Consider the following 13,872-nt stretch of genomic DNA (forward strand, 5'->3'; position numbering starts at 1 on the left):
AGGTATATCAACGAATAGATATTACAGAATAAAAAAGATAAGTCATATATAAAAAGATAAGTAAATATTAACTTTGCTTTACAAAAAAATGAATAAAAAATATTAAATTTACTTTTGAGAAGGTTTTAAATATAAACACTCTTTTCTGTTCCTTAGAAACATTAGAACAAGATATTTGTGAAGTCAACCAAAATGATTTTGACTTATCTTTATCATAGATACCATCTATCATTCGATAAACTTAATTTATTTGACTCTGAGATACAATGCGTTAAAAATACGTATCACTATAAAAATAAAGCAAAAGGATTGAAAAAACACTTTTAAATTAATGGAGTGCATAAAGATTAATGTAACAAAAATGCATGGCGTTATATGACTTAATATATATATTGGTGTTATTGGGTTCAATGAATACTGAAAATGATAAATAACGAAAGGAGAATTTTGGTTAATGTATTAATGGAAGTCACCTGCTCATTTAAAAGTTAATTTTATAATTTCTATTGGTGGATATTATAAAACCTCAATATTGAGGTTTGTTTTTATTAAAGAACAAACTAACAATAAGGTAAAATAAATAATGAAAAATATCATCGCACATATATTAATGTTGATGGAGGCGTTATGTTCGGACTAGACGCTTTTCATCTTGCCAGAATCCAATTCGCTTTCACTGTATCATTTCATATTATCTTTCCGGCTTTAACCATTGGCCTAGCCAGTTTTCTTGCAATCCTAGAAGGTTTATGGCTAAAAACAAAAGAGGAAAGTTATCTGAAGCTATACCACTTCTGGATAAAAATTTTTGCCGTTAACTTTGGAATGGGAGTTGTTTCCGGTTTGGTTATGGCCTATCAGTTCGGCACAAACTGGAGTGGGTTTTCACAATTTGCCGGTAGCATTACAGGCCCGTTATTGACTTATGAAGTACTTACCGCCTTCTTTCTTGAAGCTGGCTTCCTCGGCATTATGTTATTTGGCTGGAATAAGGTCGGCAGAAAACTGCACTTTTTTGCCACTTGCATGGTGGCAGTAGGAACTATTATTTCTACCTTCTGGATCCTCTCTTCAAACAGCTGGATGCAAACACCTCAGGGATATCACATCGAAAATGGTATTGTTATTCCTGATAACTGGTTACAGATAATATTTAATCCTTCATTTCCTTACCGCTTATTACACATGTCTGTCGGTGCATTCCTTGCCAGTGCCTTGTTTATCGCAGCCTGTGCGGCCTGGCTACTGCTGCGTGGAAAGGACACAGCTCCAGTACGTAAAATGCTTTCTATGGCGTTATGGTTAATTTTAATTATTGCTCCCATTCAGGCGGTTATCGGTGATGCACATGGACTGAATACCCTTGAACATCAGCCAGCAAAAATTGCGGCTATTGAAGGACATTGGAGTAATACATCAGGTGAAGCAACGCCACTGATTTTATTTGGTATACCAGACATGAATGAAGAGAAAACCAAATATGCACTGGAAGTTCCTTACCTGGGTAGCCTTATCCTGACCCACAGTCTGGAAAAACAAATTCCCGCTCTTAAGTCTTTCCCTCCCGAAGACAGGCCTAACGCTACCATTATTTTCTGGTCATTCCGAATCATGGCAGGTCTCGGTATGCTGATGATTTTATTAGGTGTAGCCGGTGTTTTACTGCGGAGAAAACAGAAAATATACCGCTCCCGTGCTTTTTTACGTTTTGTTCTTCTGATGGGGCCTTCTGGTTTAATCGCTATTCTTGCTGGTTGGTTTACGACTGAAATTGGCCGACAACCGTGGGTAGTCTATGGATTACAGCGTACAAAAGATGCTGTTTCAGCGCACGGCGATATGCAAATGAGCTTAAGTTTATTGCTCTTTATTCTGGTCTATTTTTCTGTTTTCGGCATTGGGTACTTTTATATGATGCGTCTGGTGAAACAGGGACCCGAAGAAATAGCATCTCCAAGTCATTCTGAAATGCAGCAACCGATTAGTGGAGAAAAACAGAATGGGTATTGATCTTTCTATTATCTGGTTTGTCATCATTATCTTCGCCACACTGATGTACATTGTTGCTGATGGCTTTGATCTGGGTATCGGGATCATATTGCCTTTTACCAAAGATCCTACCGAACGGGATGTGATGGTTAATACTGTCGCCCCTGTATGGGATGGAAATGAAACGTGGCTGGTATTAGGTGGTGCTGCGCTATATGGCGCTTTTCCACTGGCTTACTCCGTTATTATTGATGCGTTAACTATTCCGCTGACACTGATGCTAGTCGGGCTTATTTTCCGCGGAGTTGCTTTTGAATTCCGCTTTAAAGCACTGCCAGAACATCGCGCTTTCTGGGATCGTGCTTTTATTGGTGGTTCACTATTAACGACATTTTGTCAGGGGATTACTGTTGGTGCGGTGATTAATGGCTTTGAGATCACAGGCCGTCATTTTAGTGGCTCCGCACTCTCATGGCTTGCGCCATTTCCGCTATTTTGTGGTTTTGGATTGATTATTGCCTATGCTTTATTAGGCAGCTCATGGTTAATAATGAAAACCGAGTACCGGTTGCATCGTAAGATGTGTTCGCTGACCGTTTATTTAGCCCTCGCTTTATTGGCAGTCATTGCTGTCATTAGTATCTGGACACCTTTGGCACATGCAGATATTGCTTTGCGCTGGTTCAGTTTACCTAATCTCTACTTCTTGCTACCGGTCCCGCTATTAGTTTTAGCCAGCACATGGTGCCTTGTTCGTAGTGCTTATAACTATGGTCACTACGCGCCATTTTTCCTGACCTTGTTATTGATATTTTTAGGCTTCTCCGGTTTGGGTATCAGCCTGTGGCCTAATATTATTCCACCGTCTGTTTCCATCTGGGATGCCGCTTCTCCACCACAAAGCCAAGGGTTTATGTTAGTGGGTGGGTTATTAATTATTCCCGTTGTCTTAGGTTACACAAGCTGGAGTTATTATGTTTTCCGAGGAAAAGTTAAATCAGGTGAAAACTATCACTAATCTTCATTTACCTCAGATAGAAAATCGGAATGATTCCCGTTGGTATAAGAAACTGGGGTGGATGATAACTATCTGGTTAGCAAGTGTCTTAAGCCTGGGGATCGTTGCAACACTGTTTAAATTATTAATGTACAGTGCCGGGATGAGAACACATTAGTAAGATAGGCCGCTCATTATGCGGCCTATTTTTGAGTGAGAACAGAACGCGTTCAAGCAAATCAGTTTCCACTGCTCCGCCGTTATCATTCCCAATGTGTTCGTTGGTATTTCGATGCGTTGAGCTTACGTAATTGATGTGACACTTCCCTCAGTGTTAGAAAGAAGGGAGGGGCCATCATGACACAATGCGGGCTGCGGCTGGAGTACTAAGTCTGGCTTCTTCTTTTACCGCAATCGATTCCTTCTGGTATACTCCGCAAATATTTTGTTCTCATGTTTTCTTATGTGTCCGTCTTCGTGCGACTAACTGTATATCACTTGGTGTATCAATATTGGTGATTTATCACATAATTAAAGATGGGTTTATTGTTTTAAAACAAATAGGTATGTGAAATTGAAACATATTGTAGAAGTGATGATCTCCGAGCAAGAGGTTAAACAACGTATTGCTGAATTAGGGCAACAGATTACAGAACATTATCGCAATAGCGATCGTGAACTGGTATTGGTTGGCCTGCTGAGAGGATCGTTTATTTTCATGGCAGATTTGTGCCGTGAAATTCAGGTTTCTCATGAAGTGGATTTTATGACTGCATCCAGCTACGGCAATGGAATGGATTCTACCCGCGATGTGAAGATCCTTAAGGATCTGGATGAAGATATTCGTGGTAAAGATGTGTTAATCGTTGAAGATATTATCGATTCCGGGAATACACTGAATAAAATCCGTGAGATTCTGTCTCTTCGTGAACCAAATTCTCTGGCAATTTGTACGTTACTGAACAAACCATCCCGTCGTGAAGTTGATGTTCCGGTTGAGTGGATCGGTTACTCGATTGAAGACAAATTCGTGGTGGGTTATGGCATTGATTATGCTCAGCGCTATCGCCATCTGCCTTATATCGGCCATGTTACTCTGCTGGAAGAGTAAATTTTTGCAATAATGCAAACAGGTACCGGTGTAGTAAATAAATGGCAGCAAAGGCTGCCATTTATTTTTACGCGAACTTGTTACTTTTTACGGGCCAGCTTAGAGATAGCCTGACGGTAATTAAGCTCCAGTTTTTCACGGCTGTCTGCGGTAATATCCAAATCATGCAGTTCGCCATCTTTCAAACCATATACCCAGCCATGTATCATGACCTTTTGTCCACGTTTCCACGCGGATTGCATAATGGTTGAATGACCAAGGTTATAAACCTGTTCAATCACATTCAGCTCACACAGGCGATTCAGTCGATCATTAGGTGGCAGTTCACCAAGCATTGAGCTGTGTTTGTACCACAAATCACGAATATGGAGCAGCCAGTTATTGATTAAACCTAATTCAGTTCCGTTTACTGCTGCTTCAATACCACCGCATCCGTAATGACCACAGATGATTATATGTTCAACCTGTAAAACATCGACAGCATACTGCACAACAGATAAACAATTTAAATCGGTGTGTATAACCAGATTTGCAACATTCCGGTGAACGAAAAGATCACCCGGTGCAGCATCAATCAGTTTTTCAGCAGGCACACGGCTATCAGAACAGCCTATCCATAGAAAGTGTGGCTTTTGTGCTTTTGATAATTCCTTGAAGAAATGAGGATTTTCTTCATTTACAGACTCTGACCACTGCTTGTTCCGGGCAAACAGCTCTTCAATTTTTCTCATCATGACTAATAGCCTGGCAACATTTTTGAGATAGAATCATATACAACATTAATTGAGAATTTAATATTTAATTGAGTAATGTTTTTGAGTTGATCCCTATTATGGAAAAGAAGTGTAGGGAAAAGAATGGCATAATCTGTCCCTTGCACTCAAAAAATAGCAGAAAAATAAAGGTGTTGTTTACTTATGGCTTATGCATTGGAATTGACGCAGCTTACGAAGACCTATAACGGTGGAGTAAAAGCGCTGCGTGGGATTGATCTGCGAGTGGAAACCGGAGATTTTTACGCGCTGTTGGGACCAAATGGTGCCGGGAAATCAACGACTATCGGCATTATTAGTTCTCTGGTCAATAAAAGCAGCGGTAAGGTTAATGTATTCGGTTACGATATTGATACGGATTTAGTCAATGCTAAACGGCAACTGGGGTTAGTCCCGCAGGAATTTAATTTTAACCCATTTGAAACCGTGATTCAGATTGTGCTGAATCAGGCGGGATACTACGGCGTACCACGTAATGTGGCACAAAGCAGGGCGGAAACCTATCTGTCACAACTCGATCTCTGGGGCAAACGTAATGAACGGGCAAATCGTCTGTCAGGGGGAATGAAACGCCGCCTGATGATCGCCCGCGCTTTGATGCATCAGCCAAAGTTATTAATTCTGGATGAACCGACAGCAGGTGTTGATATCGAACTACGCCGCTCTATGTGGGACTTTTTGAAGTCTCTTAATGAGCAGGGAACCACGATTATTCTGACAACTCACTATCTGGAAGAAGCAGAAATGCTTTGCCGTAATATTGGCATTATTCAGCATGGTGAACTGGTGGAAAATACCAGCATGAAAGATCTCCTCAGCCAACTTGAGGTAGAAACATTTTTACTCGATTTAGCACCTGAAGGAAGCATGCCTACGCTTGAAGGCTATAGCTATCGCTTGGTTGACACAGCTACGCTAGAAGTAGATGTGAAACGAGGGCAGGGACTAAATGATGTTTTCTCCCAATTAAGTACGCAGGGTATCCAGATTAACAGTATGCGCAACAAGGCGAATCGTTTGGAAGAGCTATTTGTTGGGTTGACAAATAATAGCCAAGGAGCTCGCTCATGATCCAACTTTATTGGGTGGCATTGAAAACCATCTGGATTAAGGAAATTACTCGCTTTGGTCGAATTTGGGTGCAAACACTATTGCCTCCAGTGATTACCATGTCTCTCTATTTTGTTATTTTCGGTAACTTAGTCGGTTCCCGTATTGGTGAAATGGGGGGATTCACATATATGCAGTTTATTGTTCCCGGGCTGATTATGATGTCTGTGATCACTAACTCATATGCAAATGTTTCCTCTTCTTTCTTTAGTGGTAAATTCCAGCGCAGTATTGAGGAAATTTTGGTTGCTCCTGTACCGACTCATGTGATTATTGCCGGATTTGTCGGTGGTGGTGTAGCCCGTGGTGTGTGTGTCGGTATTTTGGTGACGCTGGTTTCCCTGTTTTTCGTGCCATTAGAGATTCACTCATGGGGAATGGTGGTAATAACTCTGTTAGCAACATCGATCTTATTTGCGTTGGCTGGATTACTGAATGCCATTTTTGCGAAAACATTTGATGATATCAGTATTATTCCAACGTTTGTTCTGACTCCACTGACCTATTTGGGCGGTGTCTTTTATTCTCTGACGCTGTTGCCGGAGTTTTGGCAGATGGTATCGAAGATAAACCCTATCGTGTATATGATCAGTGGGTTCCGTTATGGGTTCCTCGGTATTGCGGATGTTTCTCTGGCTATGACACTGGGTATGCTGGGCGCATTTATACTTGGGTTTTACCTACTGGCTTGGTATTTAATTGAATCCGGCAGAGGGCTGAGAACTTAAACTAGGCTACACAAATATGCTGCCTTACTATATTGCACAGTAAGGCAGCATAGTAAATATAAACCGATTATCTATTTACTGCCTGCTTAATATGAATCAGTCTCTGACAGCAACAACTGATTCAATTTCTATCTGCAAATCCTGATGAATAAGATTTGATATTTCTACCAGAGAACACGCGGGTAAATTTCCTTCACAGAAGTTAAATAACAAAGGGCGGATAAGCGGAATCTGGTTGATATCCTTGACAAAGATCGTAAATTTAATGAGATCAGATTTGTGACATTTTTCTTGTTCAAGAATGGATGTTATTTGTTGGAGAATAGTAAGAGTCTGTGATTCAACACCATGCTGTTGCGACTCTGTACCCAGTGCGGTCAGCCCTGAAATATACAGCAAGCCTTGATGTTTTACCGCATGCACATAAGGGCCTTTCACTTGTGGGAGGCTGGAATAATTTATTCGAGTAACCATGAGAGACTCCTTATATAATATTAGCAGTGTAGAGTATTTGAATGTATACACTTCGTCTTTCAAGTTGCCTCTTTGTTGGCTGCGCTCGCTCACCCCAGTCACATAGTTATCTATGCTCCCGGGGATTCTCTCTCTTGCTGCCGCGATGCATCTTGAAATCCATTGTGTATAGTTAAATCGTATCGGTAGTAAAAACCTGAATAACTTCTGTCAAGTCGAGTGAGAAATAATACTTAGTGTGGTCATATTCAAAATGTTTTTTTAACGCTTCAGGGCTAGTGAATTTTTCCCACATGATAAATGTGTTTGGGTTTTCGTTTGATTGGTGAATGAAGAATATTTCACACCCCGGTTCTAATAGTGTTTTTTCTTGTAAGGTTTTTATTTCTCTGATAACGACATTAAGATCTGTATTTTCTTTAGCTCTAATTTCTGCTGTAACAAAATAACCATTTTTATACATGTATGACATCCTTATTTTGGGAAGTATACCGGTATACCTAAATTGAATCATTATTTCAAATGATTTTTACATTTCAATAATATACCTATGTTACTTTTTTAGTTGGATAATATATTCTTTAATTTCTCAATTGCAGCTAATGGATTATCTAAGTTGATAAAATAAGATGACTGCCATTTTTGGGTTTGAATTGCCTGTTTAGAATTGGGAAAATCCCAGGAAGGGTATACTCGAATAGCTCTTTTACCCTCTTTCGGTGCAGAAGAAAATACACCTTTCCTGATCAGAACATCTGAATCAAACAGAAAAATACCTTTTTTATCTTCTGTGAAAGTGGCTATCAGGCAAAAATTAATATTATCTCGGGCATCTAATGGCATTATTTCTGCGTTAGGGGAAGGCCTTTTCCATAATGTAACAAATTGCCCTATTTTACGTGGAGTAATTTTAGCCTGACGAAAAAGGATTAATTTTCCATTCAGCATGAATCGCATTGCTTCATAATCACGGCTTTCATTTTCTTTGCTGGGCGGGGTATTCAGGCGGAAACCAGCAGGGAGCAATAATTGGCTGTATATTTCCTGAAAGCTATCTGGAACATTATTTTTATCGAAATCAGATGATGACAAGATAGTATTCCTTTATTGATTTTGAGGTTATACACTTCGTCTTTCAAGTTGCCTCTTTGTTGGCTACGCTCACTCACCCCAGTCACCGTTTTTATAAACATACGGTCATCTATGCTCCCGGGGATGCGTTCCCTTGCCGCCGCGACGCATCTTGAAATCCATTGTGTATAGCTGAGTATACTTCAAAAAAGAATCGCTCCCAGTCTTTCGATCAGGGAGCGATATCTATACCCTTCGTCTTTCAAGCTGCCTCTTTGTTGGCTGCGCTCGCTCACCCCAGTCACATAGTTATCTATGCTCCTGGGGGTTTACTCCCTTGCCGCCGCGATGCAACTCGAAATCCATTGGGTATATCGGATGTATATGTTGAAAATAAAATCAGTTCAGATACAGCGTCAGCGCCAGACCCGGTTTCATATCTTTGAGCTTGATGCCCTTATTCCAGTTCATCAGATCATTAAGATTTACACCATGCCGTTTAGCAATGCTGGTAAAAGAATCCCCTTTGCGAACCTGATATTTAATCGGTTCACTGATATTCACCTTCAGAACCTGCCCGATTTTGAGCCTGTCAGCGGTCTTCAGACCGTTCAGTTTCTGTAGTTGATAGTGAGATGTCTTAAATCGCTTTGCAATCGCAGATAAGGTATCACCTGAACGAACGGTGTAATGGCTTTGTTGATGTAACTGACGAAGATTTTTCGCAACGGACAGCCTAATCTCTTTCAAAACACTCTTATCTGCCAGTGAGTGTTTAAACTGACCAGCATTCTCCTTTGGCAACATAATGTAATGCGGCCCATGAGGAGAGGTCATGCCCTGCTTATAGCCGGGGTTATAAGCTTTCATGGAGGTCAGGGAAAGCCCCGACAACTCAGCAGCCTGTGATAGCGTGATTTGCTGCCCTACCTCAACTTTGGCAAGTGCCTGCTGAATATTGGGTTTCGGTAATGTAAAGCCATATTTTTCGTTTTGACGAATGACATTACTGAGTGCCAGTATCTTAGGAACATAATGCATCGTTTCACGTGGCAAATCTAATGACCAAAAATCTGTTGGTTTCCCCTTAGACTGATTTTCTCTGATTGCCCGTGCAACGCGGCCTTCACCACTGTTATAAGCAGCTATAGTCAGTAACCAATCTCCGTTAAAACGTACATTCAAACGCTCAAGCATATTCAGGGCAGCAGTTGTGGATGCCGCAACATCACGACGTGCATCGTACCATTTATCCTGCGTCAGACCATAATGCCGGCCTGTACTGGGGATAATCTGCCATAAGCCAACCGCGTTGGCGTAAGATGTCGCATGAGGATTAAAAGCACTCTCCACTATGGGAAGCAAGGCCACTTCCATAGGTATATTTCGCTGATCAATTTGCTCAACGATCCAATACATATATGGTTCCGAGCGTAACGCCACATTTTGGAGATAACTCTTGTGTTTCAGGTAATAATTCTGCTGTTCACGCACCCTGTTATTATCAGGAATTTCCATCTTCAACTCATCACGGATATGTCCCCACAAATCTTGTTGAGCTGTCGGACTCTCCTTCCAGTTTGCAGTTTCCTCTGGTACTGCAATACCGTTTGTTTTCTGATTCGTCGAAGACATCTTCTGTGTATGCTGCTGGGAAGGGGACTTTGGTTGTAGCCCCGACTGACACCCGGCAAGCAAGACAGATGCGAATAGGATCGCTTTTGTCTTCATATTCTGCTTTGATGTTTGCCTAAAAGGTGAGCAATCATACTGACCTATTACGCAGAAGACAACCCGAAAAAGTCAAAATCGATCTTTATAGGCCCTTAATTGCTGAAAAACAGAAGAAAGTGGTATTGAATTAGGTTTAATACCGATATTTTTTTGTAAATCAATATCGTGACAATTTAGAAAAACGTTAATTTTTTTCTCTATTTTCAATGTGGTAGGGACGGTTGCCTGTTCTTTTTCACGTAACTCGATAATTTTCTTATGATAATCGTTAATAGCCTGATTTTCAGGTAATACAGCCAGCGCAAATTTCATATTCGCCGCAGTATATTCATGGGCGCAACAGATCAACGTTTCATCAGGCAGCGAGGCAATTTTCTCAAGGGAAGAAAACATCTGTTCAGCGGTACCTTCGAAGAGCCTGCCACAACCTGCCGAAAACAAGGTATCCCCACAAAATAGATAAGGGGCCTGATAGAAAGCAATATGTCCAAGGGTATGACCCGGTAGGGCAATAACCTGAAAAGAAAAATTACCTGTCACAATAAGATCATTTTCATGAACAACGTGAGTTGCCCCTTTACTTTGAGTCTCTTCCGGGCCATATACAGGTAATGTTGGATATTGCTGAAGTAGCGCAGCAACACCGCCAACGTGATCGTGGTGATGGTGTGTCAACAGGATAGCAATGGGAATAAGTTGGTTAGCTGCTAAAGTATCCATAACAGGTTGTGATTCAGCGGGATCGATAATGACACAATGCTTGTTCTCGTCACAAAGTAACCAAATGTAGTTATCTGAAAGGGCTGGGAGCCTGATAAGCTTCATGATATGCCTCGTTTAGCAATCGATTTTATTCTTAATGGGTTTCAGGATGCATCGTGGAGGCAAGTGAGCGCCACCAACAAAGAGGCAACTTGAAAGACGGAGAGTATAGTAGGTTGGAAGGAAGATGACATGCAATCAGCACGTGCAATCAAACAAATAACCCTGCCTGCTTCCTGGGCTGAATTACCATGGGGTGAGTATTACCGTGTCGCTTTGGAACATCAATTGGAACCGTGGTGGCCAAAAATTTTTGGTTTTCATTTAGTGAAAATCGGTAATTTAAGTGTAGAAATTGACAGCCGCTCGTGCTTAATCAGCCATCAGGTTAATGTGGGACTGAAAGGTGAAAGCATGAATGTGATTGCCGATCCTCACTATCTCCCTTTTGAGGCTAAGTCCGTCGATGCCTGTTTACTGGCGCATATGCTGACTTATAGTGTTGATCCTCACTGGCTGCTCAGAGAAGTGGATAGGATCATGATTGATGATGGCTGGCTCATTATCTCTGGCTTTAACCCGATCAGTCTGTTGGGTTTGAGAAAACCTATTTCAGTTGTATGCCGCAAGCGGTTTTATCGAGCCCAAATGTTTTCCAGACTGCGCCAGTTGGATTGGCTTCGCCTGCTGAACTATGAAGTTCTTCATCATGCTAACTTCCATGTTTTACCGTGGAAGAGTGCCAATAATGCGCATGAACCTTCATCATCAATATTTGGCTGCCTGAATGTGATTATTGCCCGCAAGCGGACAATACCTCTGACTCTCAATCCCATGCGGGCAAGATTGTTGAAACCGAAATTCAGTAATGCACTGGGAGTAGTGAAAAATTCTCATCAGCGCGATTAGCTTTTGAAAGACGAAGTGCGTGGCTTTATTCAATATAGCCACTGTCGGTTTGGGTCGGGGAGTTAGCCGCTGCACGGGCGAGTTCATCACACAATTCGTTTTCACGATGACCGGTATGCCCCTTGACCCAATGCCATTCGATTTCGTGAGGAGAAATGGCTTTATCCAGCCGTTGCCACAGATCAACATTGATCACCGGGGATTTATCAGCTTTTTTCCAGCCCCGTTTTTTCCAGCTATGTATCCACTGGGTAATTCCCTGACGAACATATTGGCTGTCAGTGGTAAGAATGATTGAGCATGGCTCTTTAAGGGCTTCCAGCGCAGCAATAGCGGCCATTAGCTCCATCCGGTTATTGGTTGTACGGAAATAACCTTTATTTAAGGTTTTTTCCTTTTGTTTATAACGAAGTAAAACACCATATCCGCCGGGACCCGGATTACCGAGGCAGGAACCATCGGTGAAAATTTCTACCTGTTTATTCATATTTGGTAGACTCTTCCTATATCATCTTTATTCAAAACTCTAAGTCTGACACAAAAAAACACTATGAGCACTGCAATTACCCGTCAAATCGTCCTTGATACTGAAACAACCGGTATGAATAAACTGGGAGTTCACTACGAGGGGCATAACATCATTGAAGTCGGCGCGGTGGAAGTGATTAACCGTCGTCTGACAGGGCGTCATTTTCACATTTATATTAAGCCAGATCGTCTGGTTGATCCGGAAGCATTTGAAGTACATGGCATTAGCGATGAATTTTTGCAGGATAAACCCATATTTGCTGATATAGCCGATGAATTTATTGAATTTATCCGTGGCGCTGAGTTGATCATCCATAACGCAACGTTTGATATCGGTTTTATGGATTATGAATTCAGCAAACTTAATCGAGGGATTCCGCCAACTGCTGAATTTTGTACAATTACCGATAGCCTGACGATGGCAAGGAAGCTTTTCCCCGGTAAGCGTAATAACCTTGATGCGCTGTGTGATCGTTACCATATTGATAACGCCAAACGAACTCTCCACGGGGCATTACTCGATGCCGAGATTTTGGCTGATGTCTATCTGGCAATGACTGGTGGTCAGACATCGCTGGCTTTTTCGATGGAAGGGGAAGCATCCAATAATGCACAGGTTGCGGAAATTCAAAAAATTACCCGCCCACAGGCAGGGCTGAAAATAATTTACGCCTCTGATGAGGAATTGCTTCAACATGAATCACGTTTAGATTTAGTGGAGAAGAAAGGGGGAAGTTGTCTGTGGAGAACGAAACCTGAACAATTACACTGACGGGAACAGTGCTAAATGACAATAAATTTACCATTAAGGTGAAAAACTACGCAAGCAAGCTGTTTTATTACAAAAATCGATTGACGTATTGAACCGGGGCTCGTATTATCCACCCCGTTCTCAACCAGAACACCATAGCGGTGCGGTAGTTCAGTTGGTTAGAATACCGGCCTGTCACGCCGGGGGTCGCGGGTTCGAGTCCCGTCCGCACCGCCAGAATTTATAAGCCCTGAGTTTTAAACTCGGGGCTTTTTCATTTTTCTAATAGCCAAAAAATCTCAAATCATTTTATAGAAATAGGTTGTTCCTGAGAGTTCGCCATTCGAACTAATGGAATAATTTGGTATTTGTCCGACTTCAACAAAGCCACATTTTCGGTAAAGAGCAGAGGCGGGATCATTTGTGCGGGTATCCAGTACCAACAAACTACGTTGATGCTGCTTTGCCACACGTTCCAGTTCCTCCATTAACATATTGCCAATCCTACGTCGGCGATAGGCTGTATGTACCATGAGTTTTTCTACATCAGCTCGATGTTTCCCATTATTTTTTCTGCAAAGGCTAAGTTGTACCGAACCCGCGATTTTGTCACCTTCCATTGCCACTAATAGCAAGCGATGACCAGATACAACATCTGTTTCGACATCTTGCCAATATTGCGCCGCTTCATTCACTCCCAATGGTGAAATAAATCCGATAGATGCACCATTTTCAACACAATTATGCAGTAATTTAATGAGTTCATGACATTTAGTATTGATGGAGTTTAATAACTTGATATTTAATTTTGATATAGAAATGAATGTTAAATTAGAGTTTGGCATTTTAATAAAAATTAGTTTAAGAGTGAAAAGTATAATTTTTTATTATGGTGAAATCCTTCAATGATTCTACTTTTTGAAAGTATTTTATTC

Annotated in this window: 16 protein-coding genes and 1 tRNA gene; 9 read left to right on the forward strand and 8 right to left on the reverse strand. The window is 41.3% G+C overall.

The window, feature by feature from the left end:
* The first annotated feature begins 627 nt into the window (after positions 1 to 627).
* The 4 genes from AACX38_RS00890 (at position 628) to hpt (ending at position 4,097) form a co-directional block, all read left to right on the forward strand.
* Positions 628 to 2,010: a cytochrome ubiquinol oxidase subunit I gene (locus tag AACX38_RS00890; protein WP_099121455.1), complete on the forward strand. Its 1,383-nt coding sequence runs from the start codon at positions 628 to 630 to the stop codon at positions 2,008 to 2,010.
* Positions 2,000 to 3,007 carry a cytochrome d ubiquinol oxidase subunit II gene (gene cydB / locus AACX38_RS00895; RefSeq protein ID WP_228865496.1) on the forward strand — a complete coding sequence of 336 codons (1,008 nt, stop codon included), beginning with the start codon at positions 2,000 to 2,002 and terminating at the stop codon, positions 3,005 to 3,007. The genes AACX38_RS00890 and cydB overlap by 11 nt, the downstream gene beginning before the upstream one ends.
* Positions 2,964 to 3,164, forward strand: coding sequence for a DUF2474 domain-containing protein (locus AACX38_RS00900; protein ID WP_099121453.1), 201 nt, complete (start codon positions 2,964 to 2,966; stop codon positions 3,162 to 3,164). Before cydB ends, AACX38_RS00900 begins: the two co-directional genes overlap by 44 nt.
* Before the next feature lie 396 nt (positions 3,165 to 3,560).
* Entirely contained in the window at positions 3,561 to 4,097 is a 537-nt protein-coding gene (gene hpt, locus AACX38_RS00905) for a hypoxanthine phosphoribosyltransferase (protein ID WP_099110457.1), read from the forward strand.
* An 80-nt stretch (positions 4,098 to 4,177) separates the two neighbouring features.
* Here hpt and can read toward each other — a convergent pair whose 3' ends face one another.
* The gene (gene can, locus AACX38_RS00910) at positions 4,178 to 4,831 is read right to left on the reverse strand and encodes a carbonate dehydratase (RefSeq protein ID WP_099110459.1); all 654 of its coding nucleotides are present in this window, start codon (positions 4,829 to 4,831) and stop codon (positions 4,178 to 4,180) included.
* A gap of 183 nt (positions 4,832 to 5,014) precedes the next feature.
* Here can and AACX38_RS00915 point away from each other — a divergent pair, with 183 nt between their 5' ends.
* Together AACX38_RS00915 and AACX38_RS00920 are read left to right on the forward strand one after the other, a co-directional pair.
* The gene (locus tag AACX38_RS00915) at positions 5,015 to 5,941 is read left to right on the forward strand and encodes an ABC transporter ATP-binding protein (protein ID WP_228865497.1); all 927 of its coding nucleotides are present in this window, start codon (positions 5,015 to 5,017) and stop codon (positions 5,939 to 5,941) included.
* Positions 5,938 to 6,708 (forward strand): ABC transporter permease, encoded by a 771-nt coding sequence (locus tag AACX38_RS00920; protein WP_228865498.1) that lies wholly within the window; start codon positions 5,938 to 5,940, stop codon positions 6,706 to 6,708. Before AACX38_RS00915 ends, AACX38_RS00920 begins: the two co-directional genes overlap by 4 nt.
* 96 nt (positions 6,709 to 6,804) lie before the next feature.
* On the opposite strand, the gene AACX38_RS00925 is transcribed toward AACX38_RS00920, so the two are convergent.
* The 5 genes from AACX38_RS00925 to gloB all read right to left on the reverse strand — a co-directional run bounded on the left by AACX38_RS00925 (position 6,805) and on the right by gloB (position 10,812).
* On the reverse strand, positions 6,805 to 7,182 hold the full coding sequence (locus AACX38_RS00925; protein WP_228865499.1) for a RidA family protein: 378 nt from the start codon (positions 7,180 to 7,182) through the stop codon (positions 6,805 to 6,807).
* Positions 7,183 to 7,354: 172 nt separating this feature from the next.
* Positions 7,355 to 7,645 carry a putative quinol monooxygenase gene (locus AACX38_RS00930; protein WP_228865500.1) on the reverse strand — a complete coding sequence of 97 codons (291 nt, stop codon included), beginning with the start codon at positions 7,643 to 7,645 and terminating at the stop codon, positions 7,355 to 7,357.
* A gap of 98 nt (positions 7,646 to 7,743) precedes the next feature.
* Positions 7,744 to 8,274, reverse strand: a complete 531-nt coding sequence (locus tag AACX38_RS00935) for a MepB family protein (RefSeq protein WP_228865501.1) — start codon at positions 8,272 to 8,274, stop codon at positions 7,744 to 7,746.
* Positions 8,275 to 8,652: 378 nt separating this feature from the next.
* Positions 8,653 to 9,984: a murein transglycosylase D gene (gene mltD / locus AACX38_RS00940; RefSeq protein ID WP_228865503.1), complete on the reverse strand. Its 1,332-nt coding sequence runs from the start codon at positions 9,982 to 9,984 to the stop codon at positions 8,653 to 8,655.
* A 72-nt stretch (positions 9,985 to 10,056) separates the two neighbouring features.
* Complete coding sequence (gene gloB, locus AACX38_RS00945) at positions 10,057 to 10,812, reverse strand: hydroxyacylglutathione hydrolase (protein ID WP_228865504.1); 756 nt, start codon at positions 10,810 to 10,812, stop codon at positions 10,057 to 10,059.
* A gap of 129 nt (positions 10,813 to 10,941) precedes the next feature.
* Between gloB and AACX38_RS00950 the strand changes: the two genes are divergently transcribed.
* Complete coding sequence (locus tag AACX38_RS00950; protein WP_228865506.1) at positions 10,942 to 11,658, forward strand: methyltransferase domain-containing protein; 717 nt, start codon at positions 10,942 to 10,944, stop codon at positions 11,656 to 11,658.
* 25 nt (positions 11,659 to 11,683) lie between these two features.
* On the opposite strand, the gene rnhA is transcribed toward AACX38_RS00950, so the two are convergent.
* A complete protein-coding gene (gene rnhA / locus AACX38_RS00955) occupies positions 11,684 to 12,145 on the reverse strand; it encodes a ribonuclease HI (RefSeq protein ID WP_228865508.1) in 462 nt (153 codons plus the stop codon).
* A gap of 63 nt (positions 12,146 to 12,208) precedes the next feature.
* Between rnhA and dnaQ the strand changes: the two genes are divergently transcribed.
* Both dnaQ and AACX38_RS00965 read left to right on the forward strand, forming a co-directional pair.
* Positions 12,209 to 12,958, forward strand: coding sequence for a DNA polymerase III subunit epsilon (gene dnaQ / locus AACX38_RS00960; protein ID WP_228865509.1), 750 nt, complete (start codon positions 12,209 to 12,211; stop codon positions 12,956 to 12,958).
* 139 nt (positions 12,959 to 13,097) lie between these two features.
* Positions 13,098 to 13,174 (forward strand) — tRNA-Asp (locus tag AACX38_RS00965).
* A 62-nt stretch (positions 13,175 to 13,236) separates the two neighbouring features.
* On the opposite strand, the gene AACX38_RS00970 is transcribed toward AACX38_RS00965, so the two are convergent.
* Positions 13,237 to 13,782, reverse strand: a complete 546-nt coding sequence (locus AACX38_RS00970) for a GNAT family N-acetyltransferase (RefSeq protein WP_228865512.1) — start codon at positions 13,780 to 13,782, stop codon at positions 13,237 to 13,239.
* Positions 13,783 to 13,872: the final 90 nt, after the last annotated feature.

It is taken from the genome of Xenorhabdus sp. PB30.3 (genome assembly GCF_963895965.1).
Taxonomy (GTDB): domain Bacteria; phylum Pseudomonadota; class Gammaproteobacteria; order Enterobacterales; family Enterobacteriaceae; genus Xenorhabdus; species Xenorhabdus stockiae.